Genomic DNA, 18,307 nt, shown 5'->3' on the forward strand with positions numbered 1-18,307 from the left:
ACAGGTGAACTGGCTAGGCAGGGCCAGGCAACGTCGAATCACCACCGCGCTGTTCGCCCGCGAGGCATAGCGCATGGCGCACGCGCCGGAGCGGCTGCTGTGGGAGGGGCTTCAGCCCCGACGCATGAACGCCAGAGCAGCGGGAATGCAGGGCACTTCCAGTAGCCCTGGAGCGTACGCGTAGGAGCGGCTTCAGCCGCGACGCATGGCGCCACGATGGTCGCGGCCGAAACCGCTCCTACGACACGACAAGACGCGACTGCGTCGGTGCTTTGCACCAAACACCACACGCCGTTGCAGCGCACATGCTTGACCGTCCACACGGCGCATCCCTTTTGTAAGAGGAGCTTCAGCCCCCACGCCTGCCGCTGAACGCGTCGGGACTGAAGTCCCTCCCACAAGAATGCTGCTCACGCGGGTGGTACGGGAACAGCACGGGAATCCCGCCACCAATCCCCAATCCCAACTCCCAAATCACCGCAGCAAAGCCACCCGCTGCGCCAGCTTCTTGGCCGAGATACCGGCGCGGGCGCCCAGTTCCTGCGCGAACAGCGACACGCGCAGTTCTTCCAGGTCCCAGCGCAGCGCCTGCCACTGCGGGTCGTTGCTGCGGCCGGCGGCGGCCGCGTCGATCAACGCGTCGACGAACGGCTTCAGTTCCAGCATCCGCGCCTGGTCGCGCGCCGGATCGCGCTTGGCGCGTTCGGCGCGCAGAATCATCGCGCGCAAATAGCGTGGGAACTGCGCCAGCGCGGTGGCCGGAGTCTCGCGCAGGAAGCCCGGGTGCAGCAGGGCCGCCAGTTGCGCGCGCAGGTCGTCGAGGTTGCCGCTGGCCCAGCCCATCAACGGCGATTCCAGTTGCGGCTTCAATTCCGCGGCCGCACCCATGATCGCCTCGGCCAGCTTCAGCCGTTCCATCGCCTCGCCAAACAGCTGCTTGGCGGCGGCGTCGCGGCGCTGGGCGAAACCGTCGGCATCGCGGATCGCCTCCAGCCCCTGCTCCAGCAGCGCGTTCAAGGCCGCTTCCACCAGGTCGCCACGCAGGCGTTCCTGCGATTCGATCGCGGCGTACAGCAGCCCGGTCTTGGGCGACACCGGCAACTGCTTGCGCGCCTGCTTGACCTTGTCGGCCAGGGCGATCTCCAGCAACCGGCGCACGCCACGCGGATGCGCCGCCTCGGCCTGCGCACGGTCGGCGAAGATGCGCAGCGCGGCGCTGTCGCCCTCGTCCACCAACGCCGGATACGCCGGCACACCGGCTTCACCCGGCACCTGCAGCGGGATCGGCGTGGCCGGGAACTCGCGCAGTCCGGTCGCGGCCATGGCGCGGCCGGCGCGCGCGGCGAAGGCCTGCCCGGCACGTTCGCCGAAGCGCGCACGCAGCGCGTCCAGGTCGCGCGACTCGGCCAGCACCTTGCCGGCCTCGTCGCGCAGGCGCAGGTTCATGCGCAGATGCGGCTCCAGCGTGCTCTCGTCGAACTCCAGCGCACTCAGCGGCGCGCCGGTGGCGCGCTGCAGGAACCGCGCCAGCTCGCCACGGATGTCGTCGGCGCTGGGCTGCGGGAACGCCTCGTAGAACGCACGGGCGAAGTCCGGTGCCGGCACGTAGTTGCGGCGCAGCGCCTTGGGCAGGCTGCGGATCAGCGCCGCCGCCTTGTCGGTGACGAAGCCCGGCGCCAGCCACGACAGCCGCGCCGGATCCAGCGCGTTGAGCAGGTGCACCGGCACCTCCAGGGTCACGCCGTCGTCGGCCGCGCCCGGTTCGAAGCGATAGTGCAGCGGCAAGCGCGCATCGCCCAGCGGGAAATACGTGGGATAGCGTTCGGCGGCGCTGCCCTCGCCCGGCAGCAGATCGGCCAGCGACCAGTGCAGCGCGCGCCGCTGCTCCGGCGCCAGCGCCTTCCACCAGGCGTCCAGGCCGGAGGCGGAATGGATCTCGCCGGGAATCCGGTCCAGATACCAGCGCGCCTGCCAGTCCTCGTCGGCGACGATGCCGGCGCGGCGCAGCTTGGCCTCTTCCTCGTGCGCCTGCGCCAGCACCTTCTGGTTGTCGGCGACGAAACTGGCACGGGTGTTGATCTCGCCCGGCACCAGACCCTGGCGCACGAACAGCTCATGCGCGCCTGGCGGATCGATGCGGCCGTAGTGCACCGGCTTCTTCGGCGCCAGCACCAGCCCGAACAGGCTGATCTGCTCGGAGGCCAGCACCTGCCCCTGCGCGCGCGACCAGTGCGGATCGAAGTGCTTGCGCGCCAGCAGGTGCGGCAACTCGGCGATCACCCAATCCGGCTCGATCGCGGCATTGGTCAGGCCCCACACCTTCTGCGTGTCCAGTAGCGTGGCCGGCAGCACCCACGGCGGCGGCTTTCGGGCAAGCGCCGAGCCAGGGAACAGCAGGAAACGGCGCTGCCGCGGCGCCAGGAAATCGCCCTTCTCTGTGCGATGGCCGACCTGGGTCGGCAGGCCGGCCAGCAGCGCGCGGTGCAGCGCCTGGTAGGCCGCGGCGCGCTCGCGTTCGCTGGCGCGCGGCGCCTCGCCCGCATCGGCGGGCGCTGGCGGCGGCGTCGGGGCCGCCGCCGGGACGGGCGTGGTCGGCGTGCCGCGGCCTTCGCGGGCCAGGCGCGCCGCACGGTGCAACTGCCCGCGGGTCGCGCGCGCCGCGGTTTCGGCATCGCGCGCCGGTGCCGGCGCGGCGGCGCCGGCCAGCAACGGCTGCAGCGAGGCCGCCGCCGGCTCCTCGGTCCAGCCCAGTTCCGCGCACAGCAGATGCAGCTGGCGGTGCAGTTCGCGCCACTCGCGCATACGCAGGAAGCCGAGGAAATGCCGTCCGCACCAGTCGCGCAGCTTGGATTGGGTCAGGTCCTCGTGCGCCTGCCGGTAGCCGTCCCACAGGCGCAGGATGCCGACGAATTCCGAGCGCGCGTCGGCGAACCTGGCGTGCGCGTTGTCGGCGGCCTCGCGCGCCTCCGGCGGGCGCTCGCGCGGGTCCTGGATGCCCAGGAACGCGGCGATCACCAGCATCGGCCGCAGGCAGCCGTGCTGCTGCGCCGCCACCAGCATCCGCGCCAGCTTCACGTCCACCGGCAGCCGCGCCATCTTGCGGCCGATCTCGGTGAGCTTGCGCAGGCCATGGCGGTCCGGCTCGCCGACCGCGCCCAGCTCCACCAACTGCTGCCAGCCATCGGCAACCGCGCGCTCGTCCGGCGGCTCCAGGAACGGGAAATCCTCGATCCGGCCCAGCCCCAGCTGCAGCATGCGCAGGATCACCCCGGCCAGGCTGGAGCGGCGGATTTCCGGATCGGTGAACTCCGGGCGCGCCGTAAAATCCGCCTCGGCGTACAGCCGGTAGCAGATGCCCTCGGCGATGCGGCCGCAGCGGCCCTTGCGTTGGTTGGCGCTGGCCTGCGAAATCGGTTCGATGTGCAGGCGATCGAGCTTCTGCCGCGGACTGTAGCGCTTGACCCGCGCATAGCCGGGATCGACCACGTAGCGGATGCGCGGCACCGTCAGCGAGGTCTCGGCGACGTTGGTGGCCAGTACCAGGCGCCGCTTTGGGCCGGGGTTGAACACCCGGTCCTGGTCGGCGTTGGAGAGCCGCGCGTACAGCGGCAGCACCTCGGTCTCGCGGTACTTGCGCCGCTCCAGCGCCTGGTGCGCATCGCGGATTTCGCGCTCGCCGGGCAGGAACACCAGCACGTCGCCGCGCGGGTCCAGCCGGGTGATTTCGTCCACCGCCGCCACGATCGCATCGTTGACCGAGAGGCCGGGATTGGGGATTCGGGATTCGGGATTCGAAACGGCAGTTGGCCGCGCGCGTTCGGCGTCACGGGCTTCTGCCAATCCCGACTCCCCACTCTCCAATCCCGGCTCTTCCAAGGGCCTGTAGCGCACCTCCACCGGATACGTACGGCCTTCCACGCTGATCACCGGCGCATCGTCGAAATGCGCGGCGAAGCGCGCGGTGTCGATCGTCGCCGAGGTCACGATGACCTTCAGGTCCGGGCGCTTGTGCAGCAGCTGCTTCAGATAGCCGAGCAGGAAATCGATGTTGAGGCTGCGCTCGTGCGCCTCGTCGACGATGATCGTGTCGTAGCTGGACAGCCAGCGGTCGCTGGCGATCTCGGCCAGCAGGATGCCGTCGGTCATGAACTTGATCCGGGTCTGCTCGCCGACCCGATCGTTGAAGCGCACCTGGAAGCCCACCGTTTCGCCCACCGGCGTGCGCAGTTCCTCGGCCACGCGGCTGGCCACCGCGCGCGCGGCGATGCGCCGCGGCTGGGTGCAGCCGATCATGCCGGCGGCGCCGCGCCCGGCGGCCAGGCACAGCTTCGGCAACTGCGTGGTCTTGCCCGAACCGGTCTCGCCGGCGATCACCACCACCTGGTGGTCGCGGATCAGCGCGACGATGCGCTCGGCCTCGCGCGCGATCGGCAGTTGCGGATCCAGGGTGATCGCCGGCTGCTGCGCCGCACGCGCGGCGCAACGCGCCTGCGACGTCTGCAGCGCCTGCTCGAACGCCGTCTCCAGCTCGGCATTGCCGGGCGCGGCCTGCCAGCGCGACCATAGGCCCAGCAGGCGCCCACGGTCGCGGGTCAGCGCGCCGTCGATCGCGGCGCGGCGTTCGCGCAGGCGCGCCGGCACGGAAGGTTTCTCGATAGCGTTCATCAATCGGATGCCATTGAACGTTGAATCACAGCACATGCTTTAGTCTGTCTATTGTGACGCCATCTCGTCCGTAACCCCCAGGAGGAATTCCCATGGCCAAGAACAAGACCCCCGGCAAGACCAAGAACACCGCCAGCAAGGCCATCGCCGCCGGCCAGCCGCTGGCCGGCCTGGCGCCGTCCGCGCCCAACATCGATATCGGGATCGGCGGCGGCGATCGCAAGAAGATCGCCGACGGCCTGTCGCACTACATGGCCGACGCCTTCACCCTGTACCTGAAGACCCACAACTTCCACTGGAACGTGACCGGGTCGATGTTCAACTCGCTGCACCTGATGTTCGAGACCCAGTACACCGAGCAGTGGGCGGCGCTGGACGACGTGGCCGAGCGCATCCGCGCCCTGGGCTTCAACGCCCCCGGCTCCTACAAGGAATACGCCGCGCTGACCTCGATCCCGGAAGAGGAAGGCCTGAGCGACAGCGCCGACTGGCGCGAAATGGTGCGCCAGCTGGTGGTCGGCAACGAAGCGGTGTGCCGCACCGCGCGCAAGGTGCTCAAGACCGCCGACGACGCCGGCGACGACCCGTCGGTGGACCTGCTGACCCAGCGCCTGCAGACCCACGAGAAGTACGCCTGGATGCTGCGCTCGCTGCTGCAGTAAGGGGTTCTGCCCTGCCTGCCCGGCAGGCAGGGCGGGCCAACCGGGCGACGCTGTGCGCTGCGTCCCCTGGATTGTGCGACCCGGCACGCCGACCGCTGCGTCGTCACGCCCAGCTCCCCTTGTAGGAGCGGCTTCAGCCGCGACGGGAACTCATGACCAGGAATCGTCGCGGCTGATCCCAAAAGGAGACAAGCGGCTCCCACCCGAACCTACGAGACGCCAGCAGGCTGCACTGTGGGAGGGACTTCAGTCCCGACGCCTTGCCAGGTCGGCCAGGCAGGCTTGGTTCGTCACCGCCGCAGGGTCCTTGAGTCCTACAGCACGCCACACCTTCGCCTGATACCCGCTTGCGGATATCCGGAAGGCAACCGCCCTTGCGCGGCGCGGTATCCTACACAGATGTCTTCCCCCGCCCACGCCTTGCTCAGCCGCGTCTTCGGCTACGACCAGTTCCGCGGCCTGCAACAGGACATCGTCGAACACGTCGCCGCCGGCCACGACGCGCTGGTGCTGATGCCCACCGGCGGCGGCAAGTCGCTGTGCTACCAGATTCCCTCGCTGCTGCGCGACGGCACCGGCATCGTCATCTCGCCGCTGATCGCGCTGATGCAGGACCAGGTCGAGGCGCTGCGCCAGCTCGGCGTGCGCGCCGAATACCTCAACTCCACCCTGGACGGCGAGACCGCGCAGCGGGTCGAACGCGACCTGCTGGCCGGCGAACTGGACCTGCTGTACGTCGCCCCGGAGCGGCTGCTGACCCCGCGCTTCCTGTCGCTGATCGAGCGCAGCCGCATCGCCCTGTTCGCCATCGACGAAGCGCACTGCGTGTCGCAATGGGGCCACGACTTCCGCCCCGAATACCGCCAGCTCACCGTGCTGCACGAGCGCTGGCCGCAGACCCCGCGCATCGCCCTCACCGCCACCGCCGATCCGCCGACCCAGCGCGAGATCGCCGAGCGCCTGGACCTGGCCCAGGCACGCCATTTCGTCAGCTCCTTCGACCGCCCCAACATCCGCTACACCGTGGTGCAGAAGGACAATGCGCGGCGCCAGCTGCTGGACTTCCTGCGCGCGCACCGCGGCAGCGCCGGCATCGTCTACTGCATGTCGCGGCGCAAGGTCGAGGAGACCGCCGACTTCCTGGCCCGCGAAGGCCTGAACGCCCTGCCCTACCACGCCGGCCTGCCGGCCGAAGTGCGCGCCGACAACCAGCGCCGCTTCCTGCGCGAGGACGGCATCGTGATGTGCGCCACCATCGCCTTCGGCATGGGCATCGACAAGCCCGACGTGCGCTTCGTCGCCCACACCGACCTGCCCAAGTCGCTGGAGGGCTACTACCAGGAGACCGGCCGCGCCGGCCGCGACGGCGAGGCCGCCGAGGCCTGGCTGTGCTACGGGCTGGGCGACGTGGTGCTGCTCAAGCAGATGATCGAGCAGGGCGAGGCCGGCGAGGAGCGCAAGCGCGTGGAGCGGCGCAAGCTCGACCAGTTGCTGGGCTACTGCGAATCGATGCAGTGCCGCCGCCAGGTGCTGCTGGCCGGCTTCGGCGAGACCTACCCGCAGCCCTGCGGCAACTGCGACAACTGCCTGCAGCCGGCCGACGCCTGGGACGCCACGGTGGCCGTGCAGAAGGCGCTGAGCTGCGTGTACCGCAGCGGCCAGCGCTTCGGCGTCGGCCACCTGATCGACATCCTGCGCGGCAACGAAGGCGAGAAGATCAAGCAGTTCGGCCACGACCAGCTCAGCACCTACGGCATCGGCAAGGACCTGGACGCGCGCGCCTGGCGCGGCGTGTTCCGGCAACTGGTCGCCACCGGCCTGCTGGAAGTGGACAGCGACGCCTACGGCGGCCTGCGCCTCACCGATGCCAGCCGCCAGGTGCTCAAGGGCGAACGCAAGATCATGATGCGCCGCGAACTGCCCAGCCGCGGCCGCGAGCGCAGCGACCGCAGCGGCAGTCCGCGCACCGGCGTGCCGGTGCAGGCACAGGATCTGCCCCTGTTCAACGCGCTGCGCGACCTGCGCGCCGGCCTGGCCAAGGAGCAGAACGTGCCGGCCTTCGTGATCTTCCACGACAGCACGCTGCGCAACATCGCCGAGCAGCGCCCGACCAGCCTGGACGAGCTGGCGCGGGTCGGCGGGATCGGCGGCAGCAAGCTGGCCCGCTACGGCCAGCAACTGCTCGACGTGGTCCACGCGCAGGGCTGAGCACGGGGCACAGGCTCTCTCGCATCGCCGGCACGCCGCGGCGCGGCCGGCAGCGCCGACAGGCCGGGTTCAACGTGGTATTGATAGCGTCAGCGTCATGGCGGAGCGTGCAACCGGCCCCGCCCGGCCCCTCTCTTTTGGCGGATGCCCGATGAACCGCAGCCTCCTTCTTCTCGTCTGCACCCTGCTCGCCGGCCCCGCCCTGGCCCAGACCGCCGATGCCACCAGCGACAGCGAGGCCGCCAAGCGCAAGCTCGACCTGAGCGTGCCGCAACAGCCGATCACCTATGCCGATCCCGGCACCAAGGCCGATCCGCCGGGCACTTACTACGGCGACACCAGCGGCACCTCGGCCTCCGCGCAGAAGGCGGCGGCGGCGCAGGCGCGCGCCGAGGCCCTGCAGGCGCAGGCCGACCGCTGCAACGGCGACGTACACGGCAGCGTCGCCACCGGCATCGGCTATTCCACGCATGGCGGCAACAGCAACTACCAGGCCGCCAATCTGAACATGTGCAAGACCTCCTACACCGACGACGGCAAGCCGCGGCAGATGGGCATCAGCATCAGCGTCGGCCGCGGCGACGGCCCGGTGTTCGGCCGCGGCTACTATCCCGGCGCCTACGGCCCACCGCCGTTCGGCTGGTAAGCACGGCGACACGGTGGCAGCGCCAATGATCCGCTCCCGCTACGCTCGAACCGATGCACGTTGCCTCGTACCGCGACGGGGCGTTCCCGGTAACGCCTGTCGCGGCTGAAGCCGCTCCTACGGCGCACTTCCCGAAGTTGACAGCAGTACCCGCCGGACTCCCAGGCTGGTCCGCACGCGGCCTGGGACTTTCCGGCAGCACGTGTCCCCCTGTCCACATCCGCAATCGCAGCACCCCGCGGTGCGTAGTGTCGTGCCGGCACCACTGAAACCGCCCGCTCCCATGCTCGGGCTCCAGCACCCAGTCACGCAGCCGTGCCCGCTGCGTCCACTGCGCGCGCGAAGCGCGCATCGACACCCCCACTCAAGAGTGCCGCCCGTCACGGTGGTGGCTACGGGATCGACCGACTTGCCGCCGCACGCGCGACCGCCACGCATCGCGTCTACAATCGCGCTGCCTTTGTTGGCATGCCGCCCGCGGCGGCGTCACGCATCGCGTGCGCGTCGCGGCCGGTCGCCGGCAAACCTCCCCTTCATGTGGCATCGCTTCCCCCCGAGCTCACGCCATGTCCAACGTAGTCCGGCTGCACAGCGCCCGCGAACGCGAGCAGCGCCTGCACGATGACGTCCTCGATGCGGCCGAGCGCTGCATCGTCGAGAACGGCCTCGGCGCCACCACCTTCGAACTGATCGCCGGGACCGCCGAGGTTTCCTGCAGCGCGGTGCGTCGGCAGTTCGACGACAAGCGCAGCCTGGTCCAGGCGCTGATGGAACGCGGCTACGAGCGCGCGATCCGCACCATGTGGCTGCTGCAACCGCCGCCGCACCAGGACGCGACCACGTTCATCGCCGGCGCATTGGAAGACTGGCTGGTGGCCGATGCAAACCAGCGGCGGCGCCGCCTGGATCTGGAGATGGACCTGGCTGCCGCACGCGACCCCGAACTGGCGCAATACGCGCGCCGGCTCAACGTGTCCCTGGTGCAGAACCTCGGCGACCTGCTGCGGCGCATGCTGCGCGACCACGGCTGGAGCGGCAGCGAAGCCGAATTCCAGGCCCGCGTCTACGCGGTCGCGGCGATGTGCGGCGGCCTGCACATGATGATGACCACCGGCGTGGAGCTCAACCGCATGCATCTGCAGTTGATCCTGAGCGAGAGCCTGGCCGGGATCTTCAGCACGGCGCAGGCCTGACGCCGTCGTCCGCTGTTCCCTTCGCCCTGACGGTTCGTCCACCCACATCACCCAAGCCTTGACCGGGATCCTGATGCGCCCTGCGGACACAGACGCCGGCGCTGCGTTCCTGCGCGAGGCGGCATGAGGCCGAGCGGCGTCATCCGCGAAACGACCCTGACCTGATCCCGGGCAGCACTCGACTTCGATGCACTGCTGCCGTCACAAGCAGGAGGTCGCCCTGGACGATGATCGGCACCGGAGCAAGCGACCCAACGCGAGCGGCGCTCAGGCAAGCGGCGCTGGCGCATGCATGCCCTCCGCTGCGGCACGCAGCGCCCGAGCGATGTGCTGCAGCGTCCTGGAACGGACCGCGACATGCTGCCAGTACAGCGGCACGTCGAGCCAGCGCTGCGGGTCGACGACCACGATCTGCCGCTGCCGCAGCGCGGCCACCAGCATCGGCTCCGGCGCCAGGCACCAGCCCAGTCCACGCGCGGCCGCCTCGACGAAGCCAATGGAGGTCGGCAGGTAGTGGATCGGCGGGCTCAGCCGCGCGCGGGTGATGCGCCGCACGAAGCGCGCCTGCAGCGCGTCCTTGCGGTTGTAGACGATCATCGGGGCGCGGGCCAGCGCCGCCGCATCCAGTCCGCCGGCAAAGTAGCGGGCGAAAAACGCCGGCGAGGCGATCGCGCGGTAGCGCATCGCGCCCAGCGACAGCACATTGCAGCCCTGCAACGCCTTGCCGACGGAGGTGACGGCGCCGAGGACCGCGCCGCTGCGCAACAGCTCCAGCGTGTGGTCCTGGTCGTCCACCTGGATATCGAACAGGTAGCCATGCGCGTCGTGCAGCGCCGCGAGCGCATCCAGGAACCAGGTCTGCAGCGAGTCGTCGTTGACGGCGATGGCGATGCTGCGTGTCGCTGCGCTGTTCGCAGGCGCGGGCAACAGGTCGGCCACCGCCTCGGCCTCCAGCACCTGCATCGGCCGCACGCTGCGCAGCAGGCGCTCGCCGGCGGGGGTCGGCCGGCATGGAGCCTGGCGCACGATCAGCACTTGGCCAAGCCGGTCTTCCAGCGCCTTGATCCGCTGCGAGACCGCCGATGGCGTCAGCGCCAGGCGGCGCGCGGCGGCTTCGAAGCTGCCTTCTTCCAGGACGGCGGCGAAAGCGGACAGTTGGGGGTGGAGCAGATCCATGGCAGCGATGCAGATTAGGAATTCTTTACAGCCTACAGAAAAATTAGTTTGGCTAATCCCGCTGACACATGCAGCATGCTCGCCCACGCCACTGGGTACTCCTCATGTTGCTGCACGCACTGTTGGCCGGCTTCGTCGCCGGCGCTAGCCTGATCGTCGCCATCGGTGCGCAAAACGCCTTCGTGTTGCGCCAGGGGCTGCAACGTCGGCATGTCGGCCTGGTCGTGGCCGTGTGCGCCGCCAGCGACATCGCGCTGATCGTCCTCGGCGTGTCCGGCATCGGTGCCGTGGTGGATGCCTGGCCGGGCGTGCTGCAGGGATTGCGCTACGGCGGTGGGGCCTTCCTTGGCGCATACGCGCTGCTGGCGGCGCGACGCGCCTGGCGCGGCAGTGGCGGCCTGCTGGCGCACGGCGAGGATCAGCGGAGCTGGCAGCGCGTCCTGCTGACCTGCCTGGCCTTCACCTTCCTCAATCCGCATGTGTACCTCGACACCATGGTGCTACTGGGTAGCCTCTCCACACGCTATCCGGGACAGCTGCGCTGGGCATTCGCACTCGGCGCGTGCCTCGCCAGCGCGACCTGGTTCTGCAGCCTGGGCTACGGCGCGCGGCTGCTGCAGCCGGTGTTCCGCAGGCCCGCTGCGTGGCGGTTGCTGGATGCGGCGGTCGCGCTGTTCATGCTGGGGTTGTGCCTCGCGTTGCTGCTGCAGCCCTTGGGGTGAGCGACCGGGAGGCGTGGGTGGGCCGCTACGATGCGTCCACCCCGACGCCCAAGACCGCCAGACGCTGCCTGCCCTGCCTTGATTGCTCTCCGACTCAAAACAAGGAGGCAAACTTTCATACCGACCGATGACGGCGCGGATGCTTGCGCTCCGCTGTCGGCCTGCGCGCACCTGAGGAGCGCGCAACAAAAACCCCGGCGCGTGGCCGGGGTTTGGAAGGTGCCGATCGTTGCGCGTACCGCGGCGCCGCGTCAGTCCCAGAAGTTGCTGTAGTCGCGCGCCTTCTTGTCTGGTGCCTGGGAGCTGACCAGTTCGCAGTTGGTCGAGACCGGCGGGTTGCCCGTGTCGATCGACGCACAGACGAAGCGCGCCAGGTCGCCGACCTTGGCACCGGTCGCTGGGACATGAGCGCCACCTTTCAGGGTGGTGCTTCCGGCGCTGACGTCGACGACCTTCCCGATGATCTCTGGGCGCATGTCATCGTCCGGCATGCTGGCAATCGTGAGTTGTTTGCGCGAGACCATATAGCGGTCAGATGGGGCGGCGTGTACAAACACGGAAAAAACCGCCAGGACGGCGGTGAAAATAGCGGCCTTCGATCGCATAGCAAGTCCCCTGTAGACAAAACCCATAATAGCAGCTTGAACGGAGCGTTCAGATGCGGGGACGTGCGTACGGCGTCGGCAACCTCTGCAAAAGCGCTTCGCCAAGTGCGGCCAAGGATAGCGTCATCGCCGCAGGTCATCGCGTTGCGGCGCACGCCCCGACGCATCGATGCCACCACGGATTTGAATGACAAGGGTCCAGGCCGTCACGAAATCGATTCAATGCGGCAATGCTGCGAACACTCTATGCCGAGCGTGCGTGCGTGCATCCAGCAAAACTGCCGTCGTTTTCAGGCGTGGCGAAAAAATCGCCAAAGGCGACGCCTAACCCGCTGAGAGGAGTGGTGGGCCGTGATGGATTCGAACCATCGACCAAAAGATTAAAAGTCTTCTGCTCTACCGACTGAGCTAACGGCCCAAAACAAGACCCCGGCGTTGCACCGGGGCGCGTAGTCTACCCCAGCACGGGGCGTTTCGCGAAATCAGGCGTAGCGGGTCGGGTCGGCAACGCCGGCGTCGGCGAAGCCGGCCGCGCGCAGGCGGCAGGCGTCGCAGTGGCCGCAGGCGCGGCCGGCGTCGTCGGCGCGGTAGCAAGACACGGTCAGGCCGAAGTCCACGCCCAGGCGCACCCCTTCGAGCACGATGTCGGCCTTGCTCATGTGCTGCAGCGGCGCGTGCACGCGCAGTCCGGCGCCCTCCACCCCGGCCTTGGTCGCCAGGTTGGCCAGGGTCTGGAACGCGTCGATGAACTCGGGGCGGCAATCGGGATAGCCGGAGTAGTCCACCGCGTTGACCCCGCAGAAGATGTCGGCCGCGCCCAGCACCTCGGCCCAGCCCAGCGCCACCGACAGCATGATGGTGTTGCGTGCCGGCACGTAGGTGACCGGGATGCCGTCGCCACCGGCGTCCGGCACCTCGATGTCGTCGGTCAGCGCCGAGCCGCCGATGCTGCGCAGGTCGACATTGACGGTCTTGTGCGCCACCGCGCCCAACGCCGAGGCGACGCGCGCGGCCGCATCCAGTTCGGAGGTATGGCGCTGGCCGTAGCGCACGCTCAAGGCATGCACCGCGAAGCCCTGCGCACGGGCGATGGCGACGACGACGGCGGAGTCCATGCCACCGGAGAGAAGGACGACGGCGTTTTTCATGGGGGCGGGGATTTGAGAGTGGGGATTGGGGATTGGCAAAAGCGGCGGCACATGGACGGATGGGATCCACATGGTCCATTTGACCATGCAGGAGCGGCTTCAGCCGCGATGAAAGTTCGGACAAGATCCGTCGCGGCTGAAGCCGCTCCTACGAATCCCCAATCCCGACTCCCCGCCTTTCCACAGCCGAATGGCTGGTCATCCCGGCCGCTCAGCGGCCAGGCTCGTCGTTCCACAGCAGCTTGTGCAACTGCATCTGGAATCGCACCGGCAGGCGGTCGGCGACGATCCAGTCGGCCAGGTCGCGCGCGGTCAGTTCGCTCTTGCTCGGCGAGAACCAGACGGTGCAGCGCGTGTCCAGCCGGTGTTCGGCGACCACGGCGCGCGCCCAGTCGTAGTCGGCGCGGCCGCACAGGACGAACTTGATCTGGTCGCGCGCGGTCAGCAACGGCAGGTTCTCCCAGCGGTTGCGATGCGCTTCCTGCGACGCCGGGGTCTTGATGTCGAGCACGCGCGACACGCGCGGATCGACCTCGGCGATGTCCAGCGCGCCGGAGGTCTCCAGCGACACGTCATAGCCGGCGTCGCACAGGCGCTGCAGCAACTGCAGGCAGCGCTTCTGCGCCAGCGGTTCGCCGCCGGTGACGCAGACATGGCGCACGCCGTGGCGCGCCACCTCTTCGAGGATCGCGTCGATGTCCCACCACTGTCCGCCATGGAAGGCGTAGGCGGTGTCGCAGTAGCTGCAGCGCAGCGGGCAGCCGGTCAGGCGCACGAACACGGTGGGCCAGCCGGCGCTCTCGGCTTCGCCCTGCAGCGACAGGAAGATCTCCGTCAGCTTCAGGCGGGGCAGCGGGCTTTGGACGATATCGCTGGGAACGGCGGCCATGGCGGGAGAAAGATGCTCCCGCGACGGCGGCGGCAGCGTAAGGGGCTCAGCGCAGCTGCTGGCCGAGACGGATCGACTGCAGGCGGTCCTGCGCGGTCCGCGCGGCATCGGACCCAGGATACTTCGCGCCGACCTGCTGCAGGGTCTGCTCGGCATCCTGGACGCGGCCTTCGCCGTACTGGGACAGACCCAGCTTGAGCAGCGCGCCCGGCGCCTTGTCGTGGGTCGGATAGCGGCCGATCAGGTCCTGGAACTGGGCCTCGGCCAACTGGAAGTTCTTGGTGGCGTAGTAGCTCTCGCCCAGCCAGTACAGCGCGTTCGGCGCATACACGCCGTTCGGGTAGGCCTGCAGGAAGTTCTGGAACAGGTTCGCCGAGTCGGCGTACTTGCCCGCCTTCAGGGCATCGAAGGCGACGTTGTAGGCGGCGCGCTCGTCACCCGCGGCGGCCAGGGTGCCGGCGTCGCCGTGCACCGACGGCGGCGGCTCGGCGACGGCGGACGGCTTGCCTCCAGGCGCGGCCGGCGCGACAGCCGGTGCGGTGCCATTGGCCGGCGGCAGCGACGGCGTCGCTCCTGCCCCTGCACCACCCTCCAGCCGGCCCACGCGGCCATCCAGGTCCAGGTACTGGTCCTTGATCTGCTGCTTGAGCTGGTCGTTGCTGTGCTGCAGTTGTTCGATCGTGGCTTCCATCGACTGCATCTGCGTGCGCAGCTGATTGAGCTGGTTCAGGATGTCGGTGTTGGCCTGGGTATTCATGGCCTGCTGCTCGAGCGCGGACACGCGGTCGGCCAGGCTTGCGCGCTGCGCATGAGCCGGCGCGGCGGCCACGAGGGCCGCCGCGACGATCATCGATGTAAGGACACCGATACGCATCTTTTCTTACTGCGCCGTGTAGACGATCTCGACGCGACGGTTCTGCGACCAGCAGGACTCGTTCGACTCGGTGCAGACCGGACGCTCTTCGCCGTAGCTGACCACGGTCAGCTGCGCAGCCGAGCCACCGTTGGCCTGCAGCGCCGAGGACACGGCGTTGGCACGACGCTCGCCCAGGCCCATGTTGTACTCGCGCGAACCACGCTCGTCGGTGTTGCCCTGCAGGGTGATGCGCGAGGACGGACGGTCACGCAGGTACTTGGCGTGGCACGCCATGATCGCCTGGAATTCCGGCTTCACGGCGTCCTTGTCCAGGTCGAAGTAGACCACGCGCTGACGCAGGCAGGAATCGGTGTCCAGGTCGCCCGGGCCGTACAGACCGGAGGTCGAGGGGCCGGTCGGGGCGGTGGTACCGGTGGTGCCGGTGGTGTCGGTCTGGGGCTGTTCCTTGACCTTCTTGGAGCAGCCGGCCAGAGCTGCAACGGACAACAGCGAAACAAGCAGAACGCGGGTGGTCTTGTTCATGGCGATACCTTGTGGCTCCTGGGCCGATGAGGGGTTCAACAGCGAAATATTAACACCAAACTTACATGTCAACGTGCAGTGCGATACGGCGACCAGGACGGTTCGCGCACGTCGCCATCGGCGAGCACCAGACGCTGCCGCACGCGGGCATCGGCCGAGACCGCGTACAGCACGCCACGGCCGCCTTCACGCGCCGCATACAGCACCATGCTGGCGTTGGGAGCGAAGCTCGGCGACTCGTCCAGCGAACCGGTCGACAGCGTGCTCCAGCGCGGCGAACCCAAGCTGCGGTCCATCATCGCGATCTTGTAGGTGTTGCCGCTGCCCTGGGCCACGACCAGCTTGTTGCCGTCGAAGGACACGCTCGGGGTCGCGTTGTAGTTGCCCTGGAAGGTGATGCGGGTGGCGCTGCCGCCGGTGGCCGGCACCTGGTAGATCTGCGGGCGGCCACCACGGTCGGAGGTGAAGTAGATGCTGTTGCCGTCCGGAGCCCAGGTCGGCTCGGTGTCGATGCCGAAGTGGTTGGTCAGCTGGGTCAGCTGCTTGCTGCCCAGATCCATCACGTAGATCTCCGGGTTGCCGCTGCGCGACAGCGCCAGCGCCAGCTTCTTGCCGTCCGGCGAGAACGACGGGGCGCCGTTGATGCCGCGGAAGCTGGACACCAGCTGGCGCGCACCGGTGGCGATGTCCTGGATGTAGATCGACGAGTTGCCGCGCTCGAAGCTCACGTAGGCCAGCTTCTTGCCGTCCGGGCTCCAGTTCGGCGACAGCAGCGGCTCGGCCGAGCGGACGATGGTCTGCGGGTTGTAGCCGTCGGAGTCGGCGACCATCAGCGCATAGCGCATCGCCCCGCCCTTGCCGCTGGCGGTGACGTAGGCGATGCGGGTCCAGAACGCGCCGCGCACGCCGGTGATCTTCTCGTAGATGGCATCGGCCATCTGGTGGGCGACGTCGCGCATGGCGTTGGCGCGGGCGGTCATGGCTAGGCCGAGCATGCGCTCGCCCTTGCCCACGTCGAACAGTTCGTACTCGACGCGGTAGGCGCCTTCGCCGGCATCCATCACCCGGCCCACGACCAGGTAGCTCTGCTTGAGCGCGCGCCAGGTGGCGAACTGCACCTCGCTGCCGCGGGTCGGACGCTCCACGATCTGCGATTCGGGCAGGTTGCGGAACTGGCCGGAGCGATCCAGGTCGGCGCGGACCACCGCGGCGACGTCGGTGCTCGGCGGGGTCGCCGATCCCTGGTACGGCATCGGCACCACGGTGATCGGGGTCGCCGAGGCATTGCCGCCGACGATGTCGATTTCCAGGCCCTTGTCCTGCGCGGACGCGGCGAGAGGCAGCAACAGGGCGGTGAGAACGGCAAGCCAGCGCGGCAGTTTCTTCATGGGTCGCTCAGCAGGATCGGAAAGGCGCAAGAGATAGCAATGCGCGGGTGAACGTATTCGCAATCATGAACCATCGCCATGTGAAGCCGATGGCAGGACGCAGCACATTATCGCCCATCGCATGTCGGGTGGATGGCGGGGCGCGCGCAACGCGGCGCCAGCCGCCGGGGTCATTGGTCCTGGGCGGTGAAGTTGAAGGTCAGATTGCGCGCAAACACGGTCTCGAAGCCGCGGTAGGGCAACGGCTGGGCGCGCAGCACCGCGGCCTCGATCGAGCGGCGGCCGGCCTCGTCGTAGGGACAGTCGGGGCTGACCTTGGCCTGCATGACCTGCCCACCGGGAATCTGGGTGATCGAGATCTTGCACTTCTGACCCAGCGGCACCGAGTCCGGGCGCACCCACTGGCTCAGCACCGCCTGCTGGATCGCCGCGGCGTACTTGGCCTGCAGGTCGGTATTGGTGCCGTTCTGGCCCGGCGCCTGCTGCGGCGTGGTGGCCGCGGCCGCCGACGCCTTCTTGGCGTTCAGGTCGGCGATCTGCTGCAGCTTCTGCTGGGCCAGCTGGGCCTCGCGCTCCAGCTTCTCGCGCTGCTTGCGGATGTCGGCGATCTTCTTCTGCCGCTCCTCTTCCTGCTGCGCGGCCAGGCGCTGCTTCTGCTCGGCCTCCTGCTGGCGCTTCTGCTCGGTCAGGTCGATCTGTTCCTGGCGGCGCTTGGCCTCCTGCTCCTGCTTCTCCTTTTCCTGGGAGATCGCGGTGCGGCTGGCACGGTCCTGGTCGACCTTGTCGGGCACCGGGACGAAGTCCTGCGCCTTCTGCTGCTGCGGGGTCGGCGCCTGCTGCGGCTTGGGCGTGGGCAGCGGCTGCGGCGGCGGCACCGTGTCTTCCTCGGCGACGTCCTTGACCGGCTCGGGCAGCGGTTCGGGCAAGGGCTTGGGCGCGTCCTTCACCGCCTTCTGCGCCGAGCGCACGTCGGCGGCCGAGACCACCAGCGAGGCCTCGACCATCGGCGAACCGGCGGCCGGTTCGACCTGGCGCACCGGCGACCACCACCAGGCCAGGAAGAACAGCAGTGCGATCAGCACGTGCACCAGCAACGCCAGGGCGACCCCGAAGATCAGCCCCTTGTCGTCGCCGCGCTGCTGCGGCGGGCGGGAATCGGCTTCAGCGTGCATTGTTTCCGGGCTGACTCATCAGGCCGACCTTGGGCACCCCGGCCTGCTGCAGCATGACCATGGTGTCCATGACCAGTTGGTAGTTCGAGGTACCGGGCGCGGCGACGAACACCGGCACGTCCTTGTTCTGGCCGACGAAGGCCTGGATCTTCGCCTTCAGCTCCGGCGCGGCGATCTTCTCCGGCTTGCCGTCCTGCAGGGTCAGGGTGTAGCGGCCTTCGGCGTCGACGGTGACGATCACCGGATCCTTCTTGCTCTCCACCGAGCGCGCGGTGGAATCGGGCAGATCCACGTCCACGCTCAGGCTGAGCAAGGGCGCGGTGACCATGAAGATGATCAGCAGCACCAGCATCACGTCGATGTACGGCACGACGTTGATCTCGGACTTGAGCTTGCGGCGCTTGCGGCGGGAAATGGCGGCAGTCATGCGGGAA

The 18,307-nt window shown here is 68.7% G+C and carries 15 protein-coding genes and 1 tRNA gene; 5 read left to right on the forward strand and 11 right to left on the reverse strand.

Annotated features, from left to right (window positions below; all coding sequences use genetic code 11):
• Positions 1-474: 474 nt before the first annotated feature.
• On the reverse strand, positions 475-4,665 hold the full coding sequence (hrpA, locus tag PIQ37_RS14965; RefSeq protein WP_342074048.1) for an ATP-dependent RNA helicase HrpA: 4,191 nt from the start codon (positions 4,663-4,665) through the stop codon (positions 475-477).
• 92 nt (positions 4,666-4,757) lie between these two features.
• On the opposite strand from hrpA, the gene PIQ37_RS14970 reads away from it, so the two are divergent.
• The 4 genes from PIQ37_RS14970 (at position 4,758) to PIQ37_RS14985 (ending at position 9,374) form a co-directional block, all read left to right on the forward strand.
• Positions 4,758-5,327 carry a Dps family protein gene (locus PIQ37_RS14970; protein ID WP_043091808.1) on the forward strand — a complete coding sequence of 190 codons (570 nt, stop codon included), beginning with the start codon at positions 4,758-4,760 and terminating at the stop codon, positions 5,325-5,327.
• Between the two features lie 399 nt (positions 5,328-5,726).
• Positions 5,727-7,535, forward strand: coding sequence for a DNA helicase RecQ (recQ, locus tag PIQ37_RS14975; protein WP_342074049.1), 1,809 nt, complete (start codon positions 5,727-5,729; stop codon positions 7,533-7,535).
• A gap of 151 nt (positions 7,536-7,686) precedes the next feature.
• The gene (locus PIQ37_RS14980; RefSeq protein WP_342074050.1) at positions 7,687-8,181 is read left to right on the forward strand and encodes a hypothetical protein; all 495 of its coding nucleotides are present in this window, start codon (positions 7,687-7,689) and stop codon (positions 8,179-8,181) included.
• A 566-nt stretch (positions 8,182-8,747) separates the two neighbouring features.
• A complete protein-coding gene (locus PIQ37_RS14985; protein ID WP_017912596.1) occupies positions 8,748-9,374 on the forward strand; it encodes a TetR/AcrR family transcriptional regulator in 627 nt (208 codons plus the stop codon).
• Between the two features lie 267 nt (positions 9,375-9,641).
• Here the strand turns inward: PIQ37_RS14985 and PIQ37_RS14990 are convergent, their stop codons facing one another.
• Complete coding sequence (locus PIQ37_RS14990) at positions 9,642-10,550, reverse strand: LysR family transcriptional regulator ArgP (RefSeq protein ID WP_342074051.1); 909 nt, start codon at positions 10,548-10,550, stop codon at positions 9,642-9,644.
• A gap of 104 nt (positions 10,551-10,654) precedes the next feature.
• Here PIQ37_RS14990 and PIQ37_RS14995 point away from each other — a divergent pair, with 104 nt between their 5' ends.
• Positions 10,655-11,272 (forward strand): LysE/ArgO family amino acid transporter, encoded by a 618-nt coding sequence (locus tag PIQ37_RS14995; RefSeq protein WP_342074052.1) that lies wholly within the window; start codon positions 10,655-10,657, stop codon positions 11,270-11,272.
• 251 nt (positions 11,273-11,523) lie between these two features.
• Here PIQ37_RS14995 and PIQ37_RS15000 read toward each other — a convergent pair whose 3' ends face one another.
• The 9 genes from PIQ37_RS15000 to tolR all read right to left on the reverse strand — a co-directional run bounded on the left by PIQ37_RS15000 (position 11,524) and on the right by tolR (position 18,300).
• Positions 11,524-11,877, reverse strand: coding sequence for a hypothetical protein (locus PIQ37_RS15000; protein ID WP_342074053.1), 354 nt, complete (start codon positions 11,875-11,877; stop codon positions 11,524-11,526).
• A gap of 342 nt (positions 11,878-12,219) precedes the next feature.
• A tRNA-Lys gene (locus PIQ37_RS15005) sits at positions 12,220-12,295 on the reverse strand.
• Positions 12,296-12,359: 64 nt separating this feature from the next.
• On the reverse strand, positions 12,360-13,025 hold the full coding sequence (queC, locus tag PIQ37_RS15010; protein WP_342074054.1) for a 7-cyano-7-deazaguanine synthase QueC: 666 nt from the start codon (positions 13,023-13,025) through the stop codon (positions 12,360-12,362).
• A 211-nt stretch (positions 13,026-13,236) separates the two neighbouring features.
• On the reverse strand, positions 13,237-13,914 hold the full coding sequence (gene queE / locus PIQ37_RS15015; RefSeq protein ID WP_342074055.1) for a 7-carboxy-7-deazaguanine synthase QueE: 678 nt from the start codon (positions 13,912-13,914) through the stop codon (positions 13,237-13,239).
• A gap of 46 nt (positions 13,915-13,960) precedes the next feature.
• The gene (gene ybgF / locus PIQ37_RS15020) at positions 13,961-14,788 is read right to left on the reverse strand and encodes a tol-pal system protein YbgF (protein WP_342074056.1); all 828 of its coding nucleotides are present in this window, start codon (positions 14,786-14,788) and stop codon (positions 13,961-13,963) included.
• Between the two features lie 6 nt (positions 14,789-14,794).
• Positions 14,795-15,313 carry a peptidoglycan-associated lipoprotein Pal gene (pal, locus tag PIQ37_RS15025; protein ID WP_342074057.1) on the reverse strand — a complete coding sequence of 173 codons (519 nt, stop codon included), beginning with the start codon at positions 15,311-15,313 and terminating at the stop codon, positions 14,795-14,797.
• Positions 15,314-15,381: 68 nt separating this feature from the next.
• Positions 15,382-16,701 (reverse strand): Tol-Pal system beta propeller repeat protein TolB, encoded by a 1,320-nt coding sequence (tolB, locus tag PIQ37_RS15030; RefSeq protein WP_148828954.1) that lies wholly within the window; start codon positions 16,699-16,701, stop codon positions 15,382-15,384.
• A 170-nt stretch (positions 16,702-16,871) separates the two neighbouring features.
• Positions 16,872-17,873: a cell envelope integrity protein TolA gene (tolA, locus tag PIQ37_RS15035; RefSeq protein WP_267105627.1), complete on the reverse strand. Its 1,002-nt coding sequence runs from the start codon at positions 17,871-17,873 to the stop codon at positions 16,872-16,874.
• Positions 17,863-18,300, reverse strand: coding sequence for a protein TolR (gene tolR, locus PIQ37_RS15040; protein WP_017907449.1), 438 nt, complete (start codon positions 18,298-18,300; stop codon positions 17,863-17,865). Before tolR ends, tolA begins: the two co-directional genes overlap by 11 nt.
• Positions 18,301-18,307 lie beyond the last annotated feature (7 nt).

Origin of the sequence: Xanthomonas protegens, from assembly GCF_038442435.1 — a bacterium.
Classification (GTDB): domain Bacteria; phylum Pseudomonadota; class Gammaproteobacteria; order Xanthomonadales; family Xanthomonadaceae; genus Xanthomonas_A; species Xanthomonas_A sontii.

Bases quoted from the DNA above. Each gene is read 5' to 3' on its own strand.
- hrpA (WP_342074048.1), bottom strand. From the start codon at position 4,665: ATGAACGCTATCGAGAAACCTTCCGTGCCGGCGCGCCTGCGCGAACGC.
- PIQ37_RS14970 (WP_043091808.1), top strand. From the start codon at position 4,758: ATGGCCAAGAACAAGACCCCCGGCAAGACCAAGAACACCGCCAGCAAG.
- recQ (WP_342074049.1), top strand. From the start codon at position 5,727: ATGTCTTCCCCCGCCCACGCCTTGCTCAGCCGCGTCTTCGGCTACGAC.
- PIQ37_RS14980 (WP_342074050.1), top strand. From the start codon at position 7,687: ATGAACCGCAGCCTCCTTCTTCTCGTCTGCACCCTGCTCGCCGGCCCC.
- PIQ37_RS14985 (WP_017912596.1), top strand. From the start codon at position 8,748: ATGTCCAACGTAGTCCGGCTGCACAGCGCCCGCGAACGCGAGCAGCGC.
- PIQ37_RS14990 (WP_342074051.1), bottom strand. From the start codon at position 10,550: ATGGATCTGCTCCACCCCCAACTGTCCGCTTTCGCCGCCGTCCTGGAA.
- PIQ37_RS14995 (WP_342074052.1), top strand. From the start codon at position 10,655: ATGTTGCTGCACGCACTGTTGGCCGGCTTCGTCGCCGGCGCTAGCCTG.
- PIQ37_RS15000 (WP_342074053.1), bottom strand. From the start codon at position 11,877: ATGCGATCGAAGGCCGCTATTTTCACCGCCGTCCTGGCGGTTTTTTCC.
- queC (WP_342074054.1), bottom strand. From the start codon at position 13,025: ATGAAAAACGCCGTCGTCCTTCTCTCCGGTGGCATGGACTCCGCCGTC.
- queE (WP_342074055.1), bottom strand. From the start codon at position 13,914: ATGGCCGCCGTTCCCAGCGATATCGTCCAAAGCCCGCTGCCCCGCCTG.
- ybgF (WP_342074056.1), bottom strand. From the start codon at position 14,788: ATGCGTATCGGTGTCCTTACATCGATGATCGTCGCGGCGGCCCTCGTG.
- pal (WP_342074057.1), bottom strand. From the start codon at position 15,313: ATGAACAAGACCACCCGCGTTCTGCTTGTTTCGCTGTTGTCCGTTGCA.
- tolB (WP_148828954.1), bottom strand. From the start codon at position 16,701: ATGAAGAAACTGCCGCGCTGGCTTGCCGTTCTCACCGCCCTGTTGCTG.
- tolA (WP_267105627.1), bottom strand. From the start codon at position 17,873: ATGCACGCTGAAGCCGATTCCCGCCCGCCGCAGCAGCGCGGCGACGAC.
- tolR (WP_017907449.1), bottom strand. From the start codon at position 18,300: ATGACTGCCGCCATTTCCCGCCGCAAGCGCCGCAAGCTCAAGTCCGAG.